The sequence below is a fragment of the Shewanella sp. FJAT-51649 genome, from assembly GCF_019457435.1.
Classification (GTDB): Bacteria; Pseudomonadota; Gammaproteobacteria; order Enterobacterales; family Shewanellaceae; genus Shewanella; species Shewanella mangrovisoli.
On record NZ_CP080411.1, the window covers coordinates 3,889,134 to 3,907,999 of the forward strand.

Below are 18,866 nucleotides of genomic sequence, written 5' to 3' on the forward strand. Positions count from 1 at the left end.
TTTTTGCTTATCTACAAGGAAAGGCACAATGAAACTTGCACTATCTTCAATAGCGCTTGCGGTCGCGAGCGTGTGTTCATCGGCTATGGCCGCAGAGCTTCAAGGCCAAGTTACTGATCAACAAGGTAACGCACTCGCCAATGCCCGCGTCAGTGTTGACGGCGGTAACAGCACTACCACGGATGCCCAAGGCCAGTATCAACTCAAGGTTGCCGATAATAGTCACCTGCACCTACACGTGAGTCATGCGAATTTTAAACATAGCGATCAAGAGATTAGCTCAACGACAGGCATGCTCATTCAAGATGTGACGCTGAGCCAAACCCCGATGGAAAATATCGTGGTAACCGCCTCGCCACTCGCCCGTTCGGCCCTTGAAAGCACCACGCCCATCAGCGTATTGACCGAGGATCAACTCAAGCTCAACACTGAACCCACCTTGGGCGACACCTTAGAAAAACTCCCCGGCGTACAGGCTTCTCACTTTGGTGCGGGCGCCAGTCGGCCGATTATCCGCGGCATGGGCGGCCCCAGAGTACAAGTGCTTGAAAATGGCCTGTCGGTTGGCGATGCCTCTACCGTTTCGGCGGACCATGCCGTGACCTCCGAGGCCGCCTCGGCGCAGCAGATTGAAATTCTTCGCGGTCCGGGCACCCTACTCTATGGCAATGGCGCCATCGGCGGTGTCGTCAATGTGGTCGATACCCGCTACAGCGAAACCCCAGTCGATGAAGTGACAGGGCACTTTGGCGCTCGCTACGACAGCGCCAATAATGGCCAAACCTATAATGGCGAACTCAACGGCGGTAATGGCCAGTTCAACTGGCATCTGGATGGCACACACAGAAAAACCGAGGATGTCGACATTCCCGGTAATGCCATTGCCGATATGCCGACCACCCACGGTACCTTAGCCAATAGCCAACTCAAACTCGATGATTACGCCGCAGGTGTTGGCTATACGGGGGATTCGGGTTTTGTTAGCGTCTCCGGCGCTCGCACCGAATCCAACTACGGCATCCCTAGCCGTGGTGAAGCCGATGCCCCCAATATAACCATCGACTTACAAAAAACCGCTTGGCAGTTACATAGCGGGCTACTCGACCCCTTTGCTGGTTTTAGTAAGTTAAAATTCGACGCTGCCTATAGCGATTATCAACACGCCGAGGAAGAAGATGGCATTGCTGGCACCACCTTTTTCAACAAGCAGAGCGAAGCACGTTTAAGCCTAAACAATCATCCTTGGGGCGAATGGCAAGGCACCCTGGGGCTGCATGCGGTGCACCGTGACTTTGCGGTGGAAGGCGACGAAGCCCTGACCCCCGACAGTAAAACGGACACTCTCGCCGCCTTTATCGTGCAAGAACGTAAGCTGGGGGATTTTCGTTTTGAACTCGGCGGTCGCCTCGAGCATTACCGCCTCGCGCCCGAGAGCATGCCGCTCGACACGCTTAATGGTGAGCAAGAGTATCAACCTAATGATTTAACAGATAATAATGTGACGCTGTCTGCGGGCCTGGTGTGGGACTTTAGTCCATCATACAACCTGGGGCTGTCACTCACCCGCGCCGAACGCTCGGCCACCGCCGAAGAGCTTTACAGCTACGGGCCACACGATGCCACTCAAAGCTTTGAGCTAGGGTCGCAATTTAGCCTAGAGAATGGCCAAATCGTCGCCAACAGCGGCAGTAACGATAAGGAAATCGCCAACAATATCGACCTCACGCTGCGTAAGCTGGACGGTGCATGGACAGGTTCACTCAGCCTCGCCTATAACCGAGTTAACAACTTCTACTATGAGCGCAATACCGGACTGGTTGCCTCGGATCTGGTCAACAGCGATGAAGAAGGCGATATGCCGGTTTATCAATATACTCAAGGCGATGCGGATCTTTACTCCATCGAGGCGCAGGCAACGATACCATTTAATGATCTCTGGTCACTCGGGCTCTTTAGCGACTACACCCGCGGCAAACTCGTCGATGGCGGCAACTTACCGCAAATATCGCCGATGCGTGTCGGCTCGACATTAAACTTCGATCTGCAGCAGTGGCACGCAGAGTTAGGCGCCATAGGCTATGCCCGCCAAACCGACACCGCCGACAATGAGACCGAAACCGCAGGCTATGCCCTAGTGAATGCGGCCGCCACTTATCGCTGGTACACCTCAAGCGGCGATATTTTGGTTTATCTCAAAGGTACCAACCTGCTTAATCAGGAGGCCCGCCCCCATACTTCCCTACTCAAGGATTATGCACCGTTAATGGGGCGCAACCTGATGCTGGGAGTCACCTATAACTTCTAACCCCAGGCCATAAACCAAAAAGCGAAGCCATTTGGCTTCGCTTTTTAATCACTGAACTGCGGGTTATTTCATTAACCACGCGCGGTAGGATTTACCTTTAATGCGGCCGCTGGTGATTTTGCTCAGCGCCTTTTTAGCGACTTTGCGATTCACCGCCACATAGGCACGGTAGTCGGTTACAAGGATTTTGCCGACCTGCGAGCCTTCGATACCATTCTCTCCCGTGAGGGCACCGAGGATATCGCCGGGGCGAAGCTTCTCTTTTTTACCGCCATCGATTTGCAGGGTGATCATGGTTGGCGCATTGGGCGCTGTGCCGAGCAAACTTAATGATGGCAAGGCTTCGCTCTGAATATCACGCTCTAAATACTCTTCTAACAGGGCAATCTTGTAGCCGTCTTGATCGTCAAAGAAGGTAAAGGCTGCGCCCTTACTGCCCGCACGGCCGGTACGGCCAATACGGTGAATATGCACTTCGGTATCATAGGCCACGTGGTAGTTAAATACCGCGTCCAGTGCATCGATATCTAAACCACGGGCAGCCACGTCGGTCGCCACCAACACACAGGCACTCTTGTTGGCAAATTGCAGCAGGGTTTCATCCCGGTCGCGCTGTTCTAAATCCCCATGTAGGGCGATAACGCTAAAGCCAGCATCACTTAGTTCATCGGCCACTTTTTGGGTTTCGCGCTTGGTATTACAAAACACCACGGCGCTCTCGGGCTTACGATCCAGCAGCAATAATTGCAGCGCCTGCATGCGCGCCTTGTCGTCATCCAAGTGGTAGAAATGCTGCTCGATGGTGCTCTTTTCGTGGGTCACGGCCACTTTCACCATCACTGGGTCGTACATAATTTGCTTAGCAATCGACTGAATTTGCTCGGGGAAGGTCGCACTAAACAGCAGGGTTTGGCGCTCGCGTGGCGACTGCTCGATAATCGCATCGAGCTGTGGCTGAAAGCCCATTTCCAGCATACGGTCGGCTTCGTCCAAGACGAGCATACTTAAGTTGCTTAAATCTAAACGGTTACGTTCTAAGTGATCGACAATCCGCCCTGGCGTTCCGACGATAATGTGGGCGCCATGCTCGAGCGAACCAATTTGCGGCCCCATGGGCACGCCGCCACAGAGGGTAAGCACTTTTACGTTGTGGATACCACGTGCCAGTGTGCGGATCTCCTGCGCCACTTGGTCAGCCAGTTCGCGGGTTGGACACAGCACTAAGGTTTGAATGCGAAAACGCTTCACATCTAACTTGTTCAACAGACCTAAACCGAAGGCCGCCGTTTTACCCGAGCCAGTCTTACCCTGACCAATCACATCCTCGCCCGCTAAAATGGCTGGCAGACTCTGCGCCTGAATCGGCGTCATTTCGTGATAGCCCATAGTGGTAAGGTTCTCAAGCAGTTCGGGTTTTAGCTTAAGAGTCGAGAAAGCCATTGAAGGCTGAGTGTCTGAATTGCTCAAGGCGAATATCCTGTGGTGGGTAACCCGCGCTGGCATAAACTCAGGCAAGTCACTGAAATTGCATAGTGTTACTGATTAAATACGCTTATCGCTTCGGGGCGTTTAGCCATTCGTGCAATCAGTCTAAGTTGGCAACTTGCCGTGCTCAGTCTTATCCGCACCATCCCAAAGCTCGGCTATTGTAGCAATAAAGCGCGCCCTTTTCCTGAAGTCTTTCTCTTAACCCCCAAAGCAGGCTTTATTGCCTACTTTAAAGAGAGTCATTAATAAGAAGTGCGCCAACAAAAAGCCCTGCATTGGCAGGGCTTAGTGGGTGTGACTTACGGAAAAACAAGGTCTGAACTAACAGTGTTTTTCAAGCAGGAGTCAATATTTAAAGCAAGGGAGATTTAAGCAATGCTGCCAAAACGCCCCTCTTGATAATCGCGAATCGCCTGCTGAATTTCCGCTTGGGTGTTCATCACAAACGGCCCCATTTGAACGATTTTTTCGCGAATAGGTTTACCTACAAACAGTAACATGCCCGCACCGCGTTCATCGGCCTTGAGCTGCAATGGCGTTTGGCTATCGAGCACTAAAAACTCGCCTTCATTGAATGACCACTGTGAGCCTTCGCCCTTACTCAAGCCACCTTGGTAAAGATAGAGAGCGGCAAACTCATGCTTAGATAAATCGAGCTGAGCCTCACCATTGGCGTTAATCATCAAGTCGGCAATCGCCGCCTCGCCCGCTAATCCTTGAATGGTGGCACTGGTCGCGCTCTTACCCGCAAATCCCCAATCCCCCGCCAAGGCTTTAAGGGTGGCGCCTGTGTCGTTCGTGGTTTCAACGCTAGGGGTTGAAGCCGTATCCTGATAAGTCGCGGGGCGCAGTTTGTCCTTGGCAGGCATATTGACCCAAATTTGGAAGCCATGCAGACCATTAAGCGCATCGGCCAGCGGCATTTCGGAATGCACCACACCGTAACCCGTGCTCATCCACTGCACATCGCCAGCACGAATCGCTTTGACGTTACCCATCTGATCGCGATGCTCAAACCCGCCCTTGCGGATGTAAGTAAAGGTCTCCATTCCACGGTGCGGATGCGGCGGAAAGCCACCGATAAAATCCTGTTTATCATCGGATTTAATCTCATCCATCATCAAAAACGGATCAAAATGGGTCGTGACAAAGTCCGCCACACGGCGAATATTCACCCCGTCACCATCCATCGCAGGTTTAGCAGAAAACTGACCTAAGACTTTCATTTTATGCTCCTAACTCATAAGGCATTAGCCTGTGTACTCACGATCACTTGGGTTAGAAGTGACTGAGTCAAACAGTGGCAATGCTGATGGAGGCAGAATAACAAGGAAATTTGCAAATGAATAACGCGAAATCACGGTCTAAACATTCGAAAAAATGGAACGGTAGGCTGCTGATGCCCATGAATACATGCTTGCCATGATGTTCACTCACAGTCACGGTGAATGGAAACCTAGGGTTTCTGTGCTTATGAACGAGAGCCATGGATGGCGAACTGGCCTTTAAACAAGGATGTTGTTCAAGTCCGTCCGTGGATGCTCGACCGCCCCATCCATGGGGCGGACGGTCGTCTCGCTAATCACCATGGCTCACCTTTTTGGATATAGCGTAACCTGTAGATTTAAAAGCCTTACGCAGCATACTTTGGGACAAAAGCAACATAGACCCTTTGCTCTAACTCTTCAGTTTCGGATTAAAATTTCTAAGGAGATAACGCCCTGTTAATGGGCAAAATTTAGTTGGCTATAATCTTGAGCGGAGCGAAATCAGCCAACTGAATTTTGCCCACTATTCAACAGCTTGTTATATGCCTAGCTGCACCATTCCGCTAAAACATCGCTTGAAGAGCAACCATGCATTTTCAAGTCTAAAGGATCCACTCCAAATGCAAGCGCAAACTCCGGCTCCCCTTCAATTGTTATCAACCAATTAATGCCTATTCTAGCTATTCCCCAAACGGTCGCGGATTTATATGATTCGAAATCACCACCTTCAATTATTGTCGACGTAACTTCAACTAAAACTGGGTCAATGACAGATTCAAGCAACTGTTCCGAAAGCTGTTTGACATACTCCTCATAGCTCCTTCCTTTAGGAGTAATAACTTGAGGTTCACAGCTTTTCAAAGAGGCCTCAATCTTCGTGATGGCGTCGATTCTATTCATGGCATATAACGCCGCAAGCAGCGGCGAGCGTTAGCGAGTCCAGCACCAAAGGTGCGATGCTGACTTGCCTTGTTAAATGTGGATTTGGCACAAACCATATTTTACCTCTATAGCCTTAAGCACTTTGCCTAGCTCAGCTTTGACCAGTGACTTGAGCTGCTCAGGGTCATTTTCCACAAACTTTCCTTCACGCAAGCTAATGGTGGTTGCAACTTCCAAGCTCTGCTTCGATTTGCGCAAAGGGCCAATTTCTGGCTCATTGATACTTTCCTCGGCCCAACGAATTACCATATTTATTTCTTTGAACGGCATAGCATCAAACGCATCCGTTTGCTCAATTAACGGCTTAACCTCATCACAGACCGAAACCATTGCTTGGCCAATGTTTTTGATTCGACCTTTAACTAGGCCCACACCGCCGATTAAAACTGGATACTTACTCATAGACATTTAACATTTTATTAGTGCGCATGCGCGTTTACCTCGTTGGACTAGTGAAAACGCGCACGCTTAACTATCTGTATGCAAAGAACTTATCAGCTTTCTGCCAAATACACCATCTGGAAAAACGCGTATGCGCGTTTTTCAAACCTATTAACTAAAAGCAAGCTACTATAGTCGGTTGATTTTATAGAGTTTTACTTATTGCAGATGGAATTAGTGCGCGATGTTCTTGTCTTAAAAGCATCCCAAAATACCTATATTTAAATATGACTGTATACCCAAACATTGTTAGTCGATTTCTGGTAAGGCAAAACATGGGCAATTGATAATAATTTGTTTGGCAGCAGTAGTGGGAATTTTCGGTTGAGCTAACGAGGCGAAACACACTTTGGGGCAAAAGCTTTTAGCCAGATAAACAGTTCAATGGTCGTAAAGATTGTCATTGTTGCAACTGTGACCGTTGGCGGCATGGATGCCGCCGTCGAGCCCTCAGGGAGGAGTTTATGGCGTGTCACAGGGGAAACAATGACAATCCTGTACAGCGAGTAAGAGGTACTTTCGAAGTTTTGCTTTTAACAGTAATAAGCCACACCAAGCCTAGTCAGGCTTAAACACCCCAATCACGGCACCTGTGGCTTTTTCGGTGACTTTAATATCGGTTTGTTGTTCGCGGTAATCACAGTCGGTGCATTCTACGGTTTCGATACCGTTTTCTTTAAACAGCAGAATGCTGTCCTTGGCGCCACATTTAGGGCATTTTGCGCCAGCTACAAAGCGCTTTTTGATTTTGGTTGTCATGCTAATACCTTTATGCACTGACCAGCTCAGTTGAATCAGAAGATGACTACGCTTCGTTTGAGAAACCCAAAGCGTGAGTCTGAAATTGGCGGCTATTTTGCCACAGTGCCCAGCTATTGCCAGCCTTTAAACCAAGTTGTGATGCCATAAGATATGAGCAGGCGTTAGCATCTTGTGGGATTCACTCAAGAAGGATTTGCCAAATCGGCCGCACACTCGCTTTACCACTCATCATAAGAGCGCCATAAAAGCCGCCACCACATTCGCCAAAAAGATGCTGTAAAAAGTGTAAGAAATCCTCAGCAACTCGGCCTAAGTTGTGGTTTGCCATCGGCTTGTACGCTATCATCACAGCCCTTACTCATTCATGATATGACCAAGTTGTAGTTAATGATCAGCATCAACCAAGCGCAATTAATCCGTGGCAGCAAAACCCTGCTCGACGAAGCCTCTTTGACCATCTATCCCGGCCATAAGGTCGGCCTAGTCGGCGCCAATGGCACGGGTAAGTCCTCACTGCTGGCATTAATTATGGGTCACCTGAGCTTAGACAAAGGCGAGTTCAGCATGCCTTCGGGTTGGCAAATCGCCACCGTAGCCCAGGAAACGCCCGCGCTGGAAATCTCTGCACTTGAGTATGTACTTGATGGTGATAAAGAATATCGCCGGCTTGAGGCCGATTTGCATATCGCGCAGGAACACAATGATGGCCATGCCATTGCCACCTTGCACGGAAAAATCGATGCCATTGGCGGCTACGCTATTCGTGCCCGCGCAGGTGCCTTGCTGGCAGGCTTAGGCTTTAGCGAAGCCGAGCAAAACAACCCAGTGAAAAGCTTTTCGGGTGGTTGGCGGATGCGCCTCAACCTTGCCCAAGCGCTGCTGTGCCGCTCAGACTTACTGCTGCTCGACGAACCGACCAACCACTTAGACTTAGATACCATGTACTGGCTCGAAGGTTGGATTAAGTCCTATCAAGGCACGCTGATTTTAATCAGCCACGATAGGGATTTTATCGACGAGATTGTCGATGAAATCGTCCATGTCGAGAATCAAAAACTCAATTATTACAAAGGCAACTACAGTGCCTTTGAGCGCATCCGTGCCGAACGTATGGCGCAGCAACAGGTCGCCTATGAGCGCCAGCAAAAAGAACGGGCGCATATGCAGTCCTTCGTCGACCGCTTCCGCTACAAGGCCAGTAAAGCCAAGCAAGCACAGAGCCGCTTAAAGGCGCTGGAGCGGATGACTGAGCTATTGCCATCTCAGGCCGATAGCCCGTTTTATATGGAATTTCGCCCGCCTGAAGCCCTGCCCAATCCGCTGATTAAAATGGAACAAGTGGCTGTGGGTTATGGCGACAAGCAAATCTTAAGCCGTGTGCATTTGAACTTAGTCCCCGGTGCCCGTATTGGCCTCTTAGGGCGTAACGGCGCGGGTAAATCGACACTAATCAAACTTTTATCGGGACAACTGTCACCGATGACCGGATTGTATGAGCCAAATCCCGGCCTGAATATCGGATACTTTGCCCAGCACCAAATCGAATTTTTACGCTTGGACGATACGCCGCTGCAACATTTGGTGCGCCTCGCGCCAAATGCTCGTGAGCAGGAATTACGTAACTTCCTCGGTGGCTTTGGCTTCCATGGCGATATGGCGTTATCGCCAGTTCGTCCCTTCTCGGGGGGCGAGAAAGCGCGTTTAGTGTTGGCCTTATTAGTGTGGCAGCGCCCTAACCTATTACTGCTCGACGAACCGACCAACCACTTAGATTTAGAAATGCGCCATGCACTTACTATGGCATTGCAAACCTTTGAAGGCGCAATGGTTATTGTATCGCACGACCGTCACTTACTGCGCTTAACCTGTAGCGATTACTATCTGGTTGATCAAGGCCAAGTGCAGGCTTTCGATGGCGATTTAGAGGATTACCACCAATGGTTACTCGATGCCGCTAAGGCCGCCAGTGCAAATTCCACCGCTAATGGTGACGATGCCAAGCCCGCCGTCGATAAGAAACAGCAAAAGCGGTTAGAGGCAGAGCTGCGCCAAAAGGTGTCGCCACTTAAACGCAAGCAGGCGAAGCTTGAAACCGATCAGCAAAAGCTCAGTGAACGGCTCGCCGAGTTGGAGCATCTACTGGCCGATAGCGAGCTCTATGATCAGGACAATAAAGCCAAACTCACGTCGGTACTCAGTGAGCGCACCAGCTTGACACAAACGCTAGAAGAAAGTGAAATGCAATGGCTTGAGCTGCAAGAAGAAATTGATGCTATGGAACTTGAGCTGATGGGCCAGTAATTGACCCTTTATCGCCTAACGTACAAGGAAACAGTATGTCGGATGCAACCCCGCTAGACAGTCAAATTTGGCATTGGTGTGATATGAGCTACGGGCAAAATAAGCAGCTTTGCCTCGAGCTACAGGATAACTGCCAAGTGAATGTGAATCTCTTACTGCTGGCGCAGTATTTAGATCTCACCAGCGATGTGGCGGGCCCGAGAGAGTATTCGACCGAGCAGTGGCAGCAGCTGGTCAATGCGGTTTGGGATTGGGATGAAAAGTTTCTCACGCCCTATCGTCGTCTGCGCCGTCTCGCCAAGGCCAGCCTGAATGAGGAAGAATACCAGCAGATGCTCGATGTTGAGCTGATGATGGAACGTAAGGCACAGCGCACGATTCTAAATGCCGTCAATGGGTTATCGCCGACAGGCCAACAAACCAATCTCGTCAATTACCTCGCCCTATTTGGCCTATCCGCAGCCGATGTAAATTCGCTGGATTTTATCGCGCCTTAATAGACCGAACATTACTTAGTACGAGCCTGAGGATAACGCTGACAGTTATCCTCAATCTTGAGCCAACTTGGCTGCTCATCGGTATAAATATGGTAATTAGGCTGCACCAGTTCAGGATCATCTAAGCTTGCGATCGTGAGGGTGAGATAATCGGGATACTCAGTGTGCCTGTAGGTCAGCGAGCAGCCGCAGTGGGCACAAAAACCACGTCTCACACACTCAGATGAAGCAAACTCAGTCACTTGCCCCTTAATCCAAGTCACCTGTTGCAACTTAAAATCCATCCAAGCACCAAACACGGCCCCAATGCTTTTTTGGCACATGCAGCAATGGCAATAATCGGCGTCGAAGGGCTTGCCCTCAATCCGATAACGAATCGCCCCACATAAACAGCCACCCTCCAAGGGTTCAACAGTTCCCATAAAGACTCCACGCTATTGCGGCTCGCGGCCATCGGTGAGCTTTTGCGCCAGCGCCGTAGCATTGCGTGCGGTAATGCCATAAATCGACAGCTGGGGATTGGCCCCGAGACTGGTCGGGAAGATTGAGCCGTCCATCACCGACAGATTATCCAGATAATGTGACTGACCATAGCTATTGACCATAGAGAGCTTTTCATCCTCACCAAAGGGGCAACCGCCCATCACGTGCGCCGAGGCAACGACTGTGCGCAGCGGTGCTAAATCCATTTGCGAAATGCTCTCTTTTGCCTCCTTCCATGACGACAGATATGGCATGCCATCACTGATGGGCAGCACTTTTAATGCCCCCGCCGAGAATTGCAACTCGGCCATGCTGGCGTATGCCCGCCGCGCCGCACGCCAAAAGGCCTCGGTAAGCGGATAATCCAAGGCAAAGCCCGTTGGGGTGAGATGCACTTGCCCACCTTGGCTATCGGGATGATAACCATCGCGGATCAAGGCGATAGTGACCTGTAGCTGATTAAACTGCGCCATCAATTCGGCATGGCTCACGCCGTAACCTATGGTCTTAGAGGCAATCAAAATAGGATGCACCGGCGGCACCTCAAGCTTGTAGCCTAACTCACCATCGGCGCCGTTTTTCCAAACAAACTCATCGGAATAGATAGATTGCGGCGCACCGCTGTGGGCATTAATCGCATCGGCAAATACGCCGCCCGAGAGCACTGTGGGATGTAAAAAGGTACGTTTACCTAATAATTGATAGGGATCGGGCACCTCAGATCGCATCATCAAGGTCGGCGTATGGATAGCACCAGCGCTTAAAATATAGTATTTGGCTTTAAATAACAGCTCGACCGAGGTCGGCCGTAAATTAACATCAAGCGCCTGCGCCTTGAGGGCAAATACCAGGCCATTATGGTGTTCAATCTTAACGACTTTGGCACGACTAACAAGCTGCGCACCCTTATCTAATGCGGTCGGGATCGTCGTGACTAGCATAGATTGCTTGGCATTAACTGGGCAACCCATGCCGCAATAACCGGTATTCCAACAGCCCGCCACGTTACGCTTAATGACAGTGTAATCCCAACCTAGGTTAATACAGCCTTGCTTGAGGGCGCCATTATTGCGGTTAGGTTCATAATTCCATTCGTGAATGTTGAGCCGCTGCTCCATCTGTTCGAACCAAGGGGCAAGGGCTTCGGGATCGAGTCCGGCAACGGATTTATGCTGTGCCCAAAAAGCTAAGGCTTCCTTCGGGGTACGGATGGAGGTGGTCCAATTGATGGTGGTCGAGCCGCCCACGGCGCGACCTTGAAAAATACCAATCGCCTTATCGGCGGTTTTCATCGCGGCCGCCTGTTGATACAAATTAGGGTAAGCGACCCGCTCTTCCATATTAAAGTCACTGGAGGATTTAAGCGGTCCCGCTTCAATCATGATCACACTGAGTCCTGCTTGGGTAAGGATTTCCGCCGCCACACCGCCGCCTGCGCCCGTCCCTACAATCACCACATCGGCTTCAAATTGCTGGTTCTCTTGCAGTTGACTGGCGTCGGTATGTAACCAACCGGAATTTAAGCCTGTCACTATGGGATCTATGATTGCCACTTGGAATACTCCATTCTTACATTATTGTTATTATTATAAATTCAGCCTATTTGAACAATTCAGGCTTGGCGTAGTGGAGTCGGCTCCAATGCTCTGGACAGGCGTAATAACTGGCCATCACTAATTCCCGCAAGCCTAAATAAGCCGTTTGCAATAACGCAAAGTAGCTGTGGCGCCAGGTTTCCAACATTTGGGTTAATTCACTGGGTGAACGCATCAAGAGTGGCGTCATACTCGAGGTCAGCAGCAGTAAACCAAGACGATTTTCCAGCATATCCAGCAGTTCGAATAACTCAGTCTGCTGCTCGTCAGGCAAGACATCAATCGAATGTTTAATGGCATCTAAGGTGCGATTTTGCGCCGCCAATTTATGGGTTGCCACATCGGGCAAGGCCCCATCGAGCATCACAGGTAACAACACGCCGAATAACAAACGGTAGTCTTTTCCTTCGCCTTCATCGGGGAGGCTGAATTCGGGAGAGTAGAGATTCACCCCCAAGGCAATCGCCGCCGTACCGGCAAACGCGCCCAGTAAAAAGGTACGTCTATTCATCAATGTCTCCCCAAGACGCTTAGTGTTAAATTATTGTGCTACAATGACCGCGAATATAAATTAAACACACGTTTTAATTTTCAGCAATAGTTGATATCAAGATAAGATCCCATGCCAAACGTTTTTAATCCGCCTTGGTGGGCCAAAAGTCCCCATGTACAAACTATTCTGCCCGTATTTACTAAAGTGGCCAAACCTGTGCTTGAGCGGCAGCGACTCGAGCTTCCCGACGGCGATTTTATCGATTTAGATTGGCAAGCAAGGCCAGAAATCGGCAAACCCATTGTGGTCATCATTCATGGGTTAGAGGGCAGTGCCCAGTCCCATTATGCCAGACGCATTCTGCAAGCCTGCAAAGAGCAAGGGTTAGCCGCTGTGGTTCACCACCACAGAAGCTGCTCAGGGGAAACCAATCGCCTCGCCCGCAGTTACCACAGTGGCGATACCGACGATTTGCAGTTTAGCCTAAGCCTGCTGCAACAAACGTATCCGCAATCACCTTTATTGGCCGTGGGTTACAGCTTAGGCGGCAATGTGCTGACCAAATATCAAGGCGAATATCAAGAGCATAGCCTGTTGAGTCGCGCCGTAGTCGTGTCGGCACCGCTGCAATTATCGGCCTGTGCCAAGCGCTTAGAAAATGGTTTTTCAAAAGTGTATCAAAGCCATTTAATCAAACAGTTACAACATAAGGTCAATCAAAAACTCGCTGACCCCGATCTGGCGGGCGCGATGGCATTGAGCCCAATGCAAATTGCTCATCTCAATACTTTTTATGACTTTGACGATAAAGTCACCGCGCCGCTCCATGGATTTTTGGGTGTTGAAGATTATTACACCCGTGCCAGCGGCTTACCCTTTATCAAGTGCATCACTAAGCCGACGCTGATCTTGCACGCCAAGGACGATCCCTTTATGACGGACGCCGTTATCCCGCATTCCAGCCAGCTTTCTGAACATGTGGTATATGAATTACATGCCCATGGCGGCCATGTCGGTTTTATTGAGGGTGGTACGCCTTGGAAGCCACGCTATTATCTAGAGCGGCGCATTTTAGACTTTTTACTCGCCAATGATGCTTCATCGGCACCTTAAGGACCCCGAATGCTTATCCCCTACGATGCTTTACTCCAGCTTCCCAAAGAGACGTTAACCAATTTGATCCGCGAATATCTTTTAGGCCAAGTGGAGGATGGTAGTTTTACCAGCCTAGATGAGCAAGAGCTATCAGCAGCAATAGCGCAATGCCAACAAGCACTTAAACAAGGAAAACTCGTCTTGGAATACAGCGAGGACGATGAATCCTTTGCCATTCGCCACGCCGACCAAGTGGCAAAACGGCAAGATTGACCACCAGTATCCCTGTGCCGTATAAATAGCTTATACGGTTTATCGCTCCCAATGAGCGGCTCTTTAGGTTCCTAGCTAGGTAGAAAAAATGTCAGCAAAACATCCGATTATTGCAGTTACAGGCTCATCCGGCGCAGGAACCACCACTACTACTACTGCCTTTAGTCATATCTTTCGCCAACTCGGGATCAACGCAGCCTTTGTAGAAGGCGATAGTTTTCATCACTTTACCCGTGCAGAGATGGAAGTGATGATCCGTAAATCCCAGGCTGAGAATCGCAACCTGAGTTACTTTGGCCCCGAGGCCAACAACTTTGCCCGCCTAGAGCAATGCTTTCGCGATTACGGCGCCACAGGCCAAGGCGAAACCCGCAGCTATTTACATACCTTCGATGAAGCTGTGCCCTTCAACCAAATGCCAGGCACCTTCACCCAATGGCGTCCACTGCCTGAAAACACCGATATGTTGTATTACGAAGGCTTACATGGCGGCGTAGTCACGGGCGATGCCAACGTGGCCCAGCATGTGGATTTGCTGATCGGCATGGTGCCTATCGTCAACTTAGAGTGGATCCAAAAGATCATCCGTGACACCTCGGAGCGAGGCCATAGCCGCGAAAAAGTCATGGGCTCAATTGTGCGCAGCATGGACGATTACATTAAGCATATGACGCCGCAGTTTTCCCGAACCCATATCAACTTCCAACGGGTACCGACGGTCGATACCTCTAACCCCTTTAGCGCCAAAGATATTCCAAGCCTAGATGAAAGCTTTGTGGTGATCCGTTTTCGCGGTATCAACAACGTCGACTTCCCCTATTATTTGAGCATGATCCAAGGCTCCTTTATGTCGCGGGTCAACACCTTAGTGGTGCCGGGCGGCAAAATGTCACTCGCCATGGAGCTGATCCTCACACCACTGATTAAAGATTTAATGGAAAAACGCCAGCAGCTGAATAGCCCGCAGGCGAACTGAGATAGAGTGAACGTTTGACTAAAGGCTAATGAAATAAAGCCTTTTTGAGCAATAGATTAAGCTTGATTTAAGCCATTGAAGTTAATCTTATTGGCATCGGGATTTCAGGCGAAAGAACGATAGTTGGCATACTCTTGGGAGTTAATTCCCCCATCTTGATCTGTTGATTCCCTTGAGTATGTCAGCAACCCCTCCAAACAAGTTCTAGAAGTTAATTCCACATCCATGCTTGATCTGTTTGTTACCTTCTTGGGTATACCAGCAACCCCATCTTGCGTTAAGCCTTAGCAGTTAATTCAACTTCAATAATCCTTCGAAGCTATTCAGCCCAGATTTTCCTTGTGCTCGGCTAACGGCGAGCAGCTAAGCGCCCTATGTTTTTATACATCACCCGACAATCCAAGGCGATGCCACGGGGTGAGCAATAGACGGCGTCTTCCTCTAGGCCTTCACCGCCGAAGCCGCAGCGGCGATAAAACTCGACCGCATTTAAAGTCGACTCTAATCGCAATTGGGCAAGGCCTAGATTAAAGGCTTTTGTTTCAATAAATTGCAGTAACGACCTGCCAACACCTAAGCCCATCGCCTCGGGGGAGACAAACAGCGCCTCGACTTGAGCATAGGGTTCATCCAGCATGATGGTACCCACCACAGTCGGTTCTTGGGTTGTTTCATTGAGGATTTCAGCCACATAAAAATGTGCGCCCACCATACGACGAAAAGATTCAGTCAATTCGCCCTGGGTCCAAATCTGTAAGTCATCTTGAGCATAAAATCCGGCGCAGCCTTTATTAATCGCCGCATTGCGGATATCCCAGCAGGCCTTAGCATCTAATTGCGTCGCTTTACGTATCCTTAGCATAGTCATCCCGATAAATTGCCCAAGCCATGGCCATAGCCAACCGCTAATACGCTGAATCATAAAATAAACATATAAACACTCATACTGCCCACCCTTTAATTTTATGCAATAAAAAACCGCCCGAAGGCGGTTTTCATACAATAAGAAGCGTTACTCGCAAACTTAGCCTTTAATCAGCTCACTGATGGTCAGCACGCCATGGGTGGTCGCGCCAGCGCCCCATAGTGCAGAAGCCGAATCTTCGAAGGCCGCCGCTAAATCCACGTGTAACCATTTGGCTTCTGGTGAAACGAAACGCCACAGGAAGCCCGCAGCATTCGAAGCGCCACCAGCACCACCGCCTTTTACAGGGCGGCTGTTTGCCGTGTCAGCATAGGCCGATGGACACATGTCTTTGTGCCAAGGATCCAATGGCAATGGCCATACACGCTCAGCCACAGTCGAGGCTTTTTGCTGCGCAAGTTGTAACACTTCAGTCTGTGGCGAGAAAATAGCGTTGTAGTTAGAGCCCACCGCCATCACAGCAGCGCCAGTTAAGGTTGCCGCATCGATAATAAAAGGAGCGCCCGTCGCAGAAGCCGCTTGCAGACCATCGGCTAGCACTAAGCGCCCTTCAGCATCGGTGTTTACCACTTCAACTGTCACGCCATTTTTGTAGGTGAGGATATCACCCAGCTTATAGGCACGGCCGCTGATCAGGTTTTCAGCGCAGCAGAGGAATAACTTAACGCGTTTGTTCAGACCCGATTTAATCGCTAAACCTAAAGCGGCGGTCACAGTGGCGGCGCCGCCCATATCGCACTTCATACCCAGCATGCCTTCAGAGGCTTTAATGCTGTAACCACCTGAGTCGAAGGTAATCCCTTTACCGACTAAGGCAACAGATACTGGGGCATCGGCTGACAGCGGGTTAAAGTCTAGCTCTAACATCGCTGGTGGACGCTCACTGCCACGGCCTACGGCATGGATCCCAATCCACTGCTCTTCTAATAATGCTTCACCTTCAATAATACGGTAGCTCACCTTAGCACCACCGATATCGGCTAACCATTTGGCTGCTTGCTGCGCCAATTTCACTGGCGACAGATTTTCAGGGGTGTCGTTGATCAGTTGACGGGCAAATGTCGCCACTTCTAAGCGACGTTGTAATTCGGCTTGTACAGCGTCATCGCCGCACCATTGGATCTTATAGCCGGGTTTAGCGGTAGCAAAACCTTGGGCGAAGACCCATTGGCTATTCAGATCCCAAAGAGCGCCCGCTAAGGCAACCGTGCTGATCCCTTGATTACGTAACTTACGCGCCGCCATTTGAATTTGGCGCAACTCATCACCGCCACCTAAGTGGACTAATGCGCCTTCGGCATTGAAGGTCACATCGGCTTTGCCCCAATGGGCAGCTGGGGTATCTTTGGTTAACTCAACTCTCATCACTTCAGTCACTTTAAGTTCACTCATGAGGGGTCCTTATTTTAATTTGTTCTTGCGCTTATACCCATGCAAGCTGAGGTGAGAGCTCCTGCATCCTCAGGCTTTTGGGGTATACAAAGTACAACGGGGTTGGCGGCAGTTTACTGCTAGCAGGCAAGGACTGAAAGCCATCGGCCTAAGTTACCGAGGTAAAATCTGTAAACATTTGCGAAATTTGTTAGTCTTGGGCGCCCAAATCACCTCGCTACAGGTTATAGCATGCACTTTAGTCCAGCACTGAAATCGGGAAAATTGCTCCAGCGCTACAAACGTTTTCTCGCCGATGTTCAACTCGAAGACGGCACTGAAATCACCCTGCATTGCCCCAATACCGGCTCAATGCGTAACTGCCTGTTCCCCGGTGAAACCGTGTGGTTTTCGACGTCTAATAATCCTAAACGTAAATATGCCCATACATGGGAGTTAATGACCACGCCAACGGGCGGCCTTATTGGCATTCATTCGGGCAATGCCAACGCCCTAGTCGAGGAGGCGCTTAATAAAGGTGTCATCACCGAACTCGCAGGCTACGACAGCTTAAGTCGCGAAGTGAAGTACGGCGATGAAAATAGCCGCATCGATATCTTGCTTGAGGCTGCTCAAAAACCCGCCTGCTATATTGAAGTCAAAAGTTGTACTTTGCTTGAGGATGGCCAAGGTTATTTCCCCGATGCAGTGAGTCTTCGCGGCCAAAAACATCTGCGGGAATTAATGCACATGGCCAACCTTGGTCACAGAGCCGTCTTGCTATTTGTGGTGCAACACACAGACATTCACAGCGTGGCCCCCGCGGCGCATATCGACCCTGAATATGCTAACCTGTTGAAAAAGGCTGTTTTATCGGGAGTAGAAGTCTTAGCTTATCGCTGTGAGATTTCTGCGAGTGAGATACATCTAGCCCACGCTTGTCCAGTCCGAGTATGATGTTAAGATTCAGTAAAATGCATTTTCATTTCAATTAGCGAAGGCAATCAAAAAATTCTGCCAAGGTGAAATGAAAAATTTGCCTCAATGTGAAGATTCTGATATAGATAGCGGCCGTTCTTAAGGACGCCCTACAACGCAAATGATGACAGGAGATGCGTTATGCCTGAAGGCACCAAAAAACTTGGCGTACTCGCTATCGCAGGTGTAAGTCCCTACCAGGAAAAGCCGGGTGAGGAGTATATGAACGCTAAGCAACTGGGTCACTTCAAGATCATTCTTGAAGCTTGGCGCAATCAGTTGCGTGAGGAAGTCGACCGTACTCTGAGTCACATGCAGGACGAAGCAGCAAACTTTCCTGATCCTGTAGACCGTGCAGCGCAAGAAGAAGAGTTCAGTCTCGAACTGCGTGCCCGTGACAGAGAACGTAAACTGATCAAGAAGATCGAGAAAACCCTGCAAAAAATCGAAGAAGACGATTTTGGCTTCTGTGAAACCTGCGGTATCGAAATTGGTATTCGCCGTCTCGAAGCGCGTCCAACGGCCGATCAATGTATCGACTGTAAAACGCTTGCAGAGATCAAAGAGAAGCAAATGGCGGGTTAATCGGCCATCTCGGGCGGGGATTTCCCCGCCTACTTGTTTGTGCGTCTTGCATGAACATCCTTCGTTTCACTTCGCTTTTTTATTTGTA

At 49.9% G+C, this 18,866-nt stretch carries 18 protein-coding genes; 8 read left to right on the top strand and 10 right to left on the bottom strand.

Annotated elements, in window-relative coordinates; all coding sequences use genetic code 11:
* Positions 1–28: 28 nt before the first annotated feature.
* Positions 29–2,305, top strand: coding sequence for a TonB-dependent receptor domain-containing protein (locus K0H59_RS17095; protein ID WP_220053804.1), 2,277 nt, complete (start codon positions 29–31; stop codon positions 2,303–2,305).
* Between the two features lie 63 nt (positions 2,306–2,368).
* Here the strand turns inward: K0H59_RS17095 and dbpA are convergent, their stop codons facing one another.
* From dbpA to K0H59_RS17120, 5 genes are all read right to left on the bottom strand, one after another.
* Positions 2,369–3,745 carry an ATP-dependent RNA helicase DbpA gene (gene dbpA, locus K0H59_RS17100; RefSeq protein WP_088210242.1) on the bottom strand — a complete coding sequence of 459 codons (1,377 nt, stop codon included), beginning with the start codon at positions 3,743–3,745 and terminating at the stop codon, positions 2,369–2,371.
* Between the two features lie 416 nt (positions 3,746–4,161).
* Positions 4,162–5,019 carry a pirin family protein gene (locus K0H59_RS17105; protein ID WP_088210241.1) on the bottom strand — a complete coding sequence of 286 codons (858 nt, stop codon included), beginning with the start codon at positions 5,017–5,019 and terminating at the stop codon, positions 4,162–4,164.
* A 588-nt stretch (positions 5,020–5,607) separates the two neighbouring features.
* Positions 5,608–5,961, bottom strand: a complete 354-nt coding sequence (locus K0H59_RS17110; RefSeq protein WP_220053805.1) for a hypothetical protein — start codon at positions 5,959–5,961, stop codon at positions 5,608–5,610.
* A gap of 72 nt (positions 5,962–6,033) precedes the next feature.
* Complete coding sequence (locus tag K0H59_RS17115) at positions 6,034–6,405, bottom strand: Imm39 family immunity protein (RefSeq protein WP_220053806.1); 372 nt, start codon at positions 6,403–6,405, stop codon at positions 6,034–6,036.
* Between the two features lie 597 nt (positions 6,406–7,002).
* Entirely contained in the window at positions 7,003–7,203 is a 201-nt protein-coding gene (locus K0H59_RS17120) for a YheV family putative zinc ribbon protein (RefSeq protein WP_011071175.1), read from the bottom strand.
* A 390-nt stretch (positions 7,204–7,593) separates the two neighbouring features.
* Here K0H59_RS17120 and K0H59_RS17125 point away from each other — a divergent pair, with 390 nt between their 5' ends.
* Positions 7,594–9,507 carry an ABC transporter ATP-binding protein gene (locus K0H59_RS17125; protein ID WP_220053807.1) on the top strand — a complete coding sequence of 638 codons (1,914 nt, stop codon included), beginning with the start codon at positions 7,594–7,596 and terminating at the stop codon, positions 9,505–9,507.
* A 35-nt stretch (positions 9,508–9,542) separates the two neighbouring features.
* The gene (locus tag K0H59_RS17130; RefSeq protein ID WP_220053808.1) at positions 9,543–10,004 is read left to right on the top strand and encodes a TIGR02444 family protein; all 462 of its coding nucleotides are present in this window, start codon (positions 9,543–9,545) and stop codon (positions 10,002–10,004) included.
* Between the two features lie 11 nt (positions 10,005–10,015).
* Here K0H59_RS17130 and K0H59_RS17135 read toward each other — a convergent pair whose 3' ends face one another.
* The 3 genes from K0H59_RS17135 to K0H59_RS17145 are packed head-to-tail and all read right to left on the bottom strand — an operon-like array spanning position 10,016 to position 12,593.
* The gene (locus tag K0H59_RS17135) at positions 10,016–10,426 is read right to left on the bottom strand and encodes a GFA family protein (protein ID WP_220053809.1); all 411 of its coding nucleotides are present in this window, start codon (positions 10,424–10,426) and stop codon (positions 10,016–10,018) included.
* Between the two features lie 12 nt (positions 10,427–10,438).
* The gene (locus K0H59_RS17140) at positions 10,439–12,040 is read right to left on the bottom strand and encodes a GMC family oxidoreductase (protein ID WP_220053810.1); all 1,602 of its coding nucleotides are present in this window, start codon (positions 12,038–12,040) and stop codon (positions 10,439–10,441) included.
* A gap of 46 nt (positions 12,041–12,086) precedes the next feature.
* Positions 12,087–12,593, bottom strand: a complete 507-nt coding sequence (locus K0H59_RS17145) for a hypothetical protein (RefSeq protein ID WP_011718192.1) — start codon at positions 12,591–12,593, stop codon at positions 12,087–12,089.
* Positions 12,594–12,704: 111 nt separating this feature from the next.
* Between K0H59_RS17145 and K0H59_RS17150 the strand changes: the two genes are divergently transcribed.
* From K0H59_RS17150 to K0H59_RS17160, 3 genes are all read left to right on the top strand, one after another.
* Positions 12,705–13,688, top strand: coding sequence for a hydrolase (locus K0H59_RS17150; RefSeq protein WP_220053811.1), 984 nt, complete (start codon positions 12,705–12,707; stop codon positions 13,686–13,688).
* 9 nt (positions 13,689–13,697) lie between these two features.
* On the top strand, positions 13,698–13,943 hold the full coding sequence (locus tag K0H59_RS17155; protein WP_220053812.1) for a YheU family protein: 246 nt from the start codon (positions 13,698–13,700) through the stop codon (positions 13,941–13,943).
* An 88-nt stretch (positions 13,944–14,031) separates the two neighbouring features.
* Positions 14,032–14,919 carry a phosphoribulokinase gene (locus tag K0H59_RS17160; protein WP_011621530.1) on the top strand — a complete coding sequence of 296 codons (888 nt, stop codon included), beginning with the start codon at positions 14,032–14,034 and terminating at the stop codon, positions 14,917–14,919.
* A 349-nt stretch (positions 14,920–15,268) separates the two neighbouring features.
* Here the strand turns inward: K0H59_RS17160 and K0H59_RS17165 are convergent, their stop codons facing one another.
* Together K0H59_RS17165 and pepB are read right to left on the bottom strand one after the other, a co-directional pair.
* Positions 15,269–15,781, bottom strand: a complete 513-nt coding sequence (locus tag K0H59_RS17165) for a GNAT family N-acetyltransferase (RefSeq protein ID WP_220055625.1) — start codon at positions 15,779–15,781, stop codon at positions 15,269–15,271.
* A 162-nt stretch (positions 15,782–15,943) separates the two neighbouring features.
* On the bottom strand, positions 15,944–17,236 hold the full coding sequence (gene pepB / locus K0H59_RS17170) for an aminopeptidase PepB (RefSeq protein ID WP_011718196.1): 1,293 nt from the start codon (positions 17,234–17,236) through the stop codon (positions 15,944–15,946).
* Positions 17,237–17,467: 231 nt separating this feature from the next.
* On the opposite strand from pepB, the gene sfsA reads away from it, so the two are divergent.
* Positions 17,468–18,172, top strand: a complete 705-nt coding sequence (gene sfsA / locus K0H59_RS17175) for a DNA/RNA nuclease SfsA (RefSeq protein WP_220053813.1) — start codon at positions 17,468–17,470, stop codon at positions 18,170–18,172.
* A 162-nt stretch (positions 18,173–18,334) separates the two neighbouring features.
* On the top strand, positions 18,335–18,778 hold the full coding sequence (gene dksA, locus K0H59_RS17180; RefSeq protein WP_011718198.1) for an RNA polymerase-binding protein DksA: 444 nt from the start codon (positions 18,335–18,337) through the stop codon (positions 18,776–18,778).
* The last annotated feature ends 88 nt before the right edge of the window (positions 18,779–18,866 follow it).

What these genes read in the sequence shown, in the direction of transcription:
- K0H59_RS17115 (WP_220053806.1), bottom strand. Translation starts at nt 6,405, where the DNA reads ATGAGTAAGTATCCAGTTTTAATCGGCGGTGTGGGCCTAGTTAAAGGT.
- K0H59_RS17105 (WP_088210241.1), bottom strand. Translation starts at nt 5,019, where the DNA reads ATGAAAGTCTTAGGTCAGTTTTCTGCTAAACCTGCGATGGATGGTGAC.
- pepB (WP_011718196.1), bottom strand. Translation starts at nt 17,236, where the DNA reads ATGAGTGAACTTAAAGTGACTGAAGTGATGAGAGTTGAGTTAACCAAA.
- K0H59_RS17165 (WP_220055625.1), bottom strand. Translation starts at nt 15,781, where the DNA reads ATGCTAAGGATACGTAAAGCGACGCAATTAGATGCTAAGGCCTGCTGG.
- K0H59_RS17130 (WP_220053808.1), top strand. Translation starts at nt 9,543, where the DNA reads ATGTCGGATGCAACCCCGCTAGACAGTCAAATTTGGCATTGGTGTGAT.
- K0H59_RS17160 (WP_011621530.1), top strand. Translation starts at nt 14,032, where the DNA reads ATGTCAGCAAAACATCCGATTATTGCAGTTACAGGCTCATCCGGCGCA.
- K0H59_RS17135 (WP_220053809.1), bottom strand. Translation starts at nt 10,426, where the DNA reads ATGGGAACTGTTGAACCCTTGGAGGGTGGCTGTTTATGTGGGGCGATT.
- sfsA (WP_220053813.1), top strand. Translation starts at nt 17,468, where the DNA reads ATGCACTTTAGTCCAGCACTGAAATCGGGAAAATTGCTCCAGCGCTAC.
- K0H59_RS17095 (WP_220053804.1), top strand. Translation starts at nt 29, where the DNA reads ATGAAACTTGCACTATCTTCAATAGCGCTTGCGGTCGCGAGCGTGTGT.
- K0H59_RS17145 (WP_011718192.1), bottom strand. Translation starts at nt 12,593, where the DNA reads ATGAATAGACGTACCTTTTTACTGGGCGCGTTTGCCGGTACGGCGGCG.
- dksA (WP_011718198.1), top strand. Translation starts at nt 18,335, where the DNA reads ATGCCTGAAGGCACCAAAAAACTTGGCGTACTCGCTATCGCAGGTGTA.
- K0H59_RS17120 (WP_011071175.1), bottom strand. Translation starts at nt 7,203, where the DNA reads ATGACAACCAAAATCAAAAAGCGCTTTGTAGCTGGCGCAAAATGCCCT.
- K0H59_RS17125 (WP_220053807.1), top strand. Translation starts at nt 7,594, where the DNA reads ATGATCAGCATCAACCAAGCGCAATTAATCCGTGGCAGCAAAACCCTG.
- K0H59_RS17110 (WP_220053805.1), bottom strand. Translation starts at nt 5,961, where the DNA reads ATGAATAGAATCGACGCCATCACGAAGATTGAGGCCTCTTTGAAAAGC.
- K0H59_RS17150 (WP_220053811.1), top strand. Translation starts at nt 12,705, where the DNA reads ATGCCAAACGTTTTTAATCCGCCTTGGTGGGCCAAAAGTCCCCATGTA.
- dbpA (WP_088210242.1), bottom strand. Translation starts at nt 3,745, where the DNA reads ATGGCTTTCTCGACTCTTAAGCTAAAACCCGAACTGCTTGAGAACCTT.
- K0H59_RS17155 (WP_220053812.1), top strand. Translation starts at nt 13,698, where the DNA reads ATGCTTATCCCCTACGATGCTTTACTCCAGCTTCCCAAAGAGACGTTA.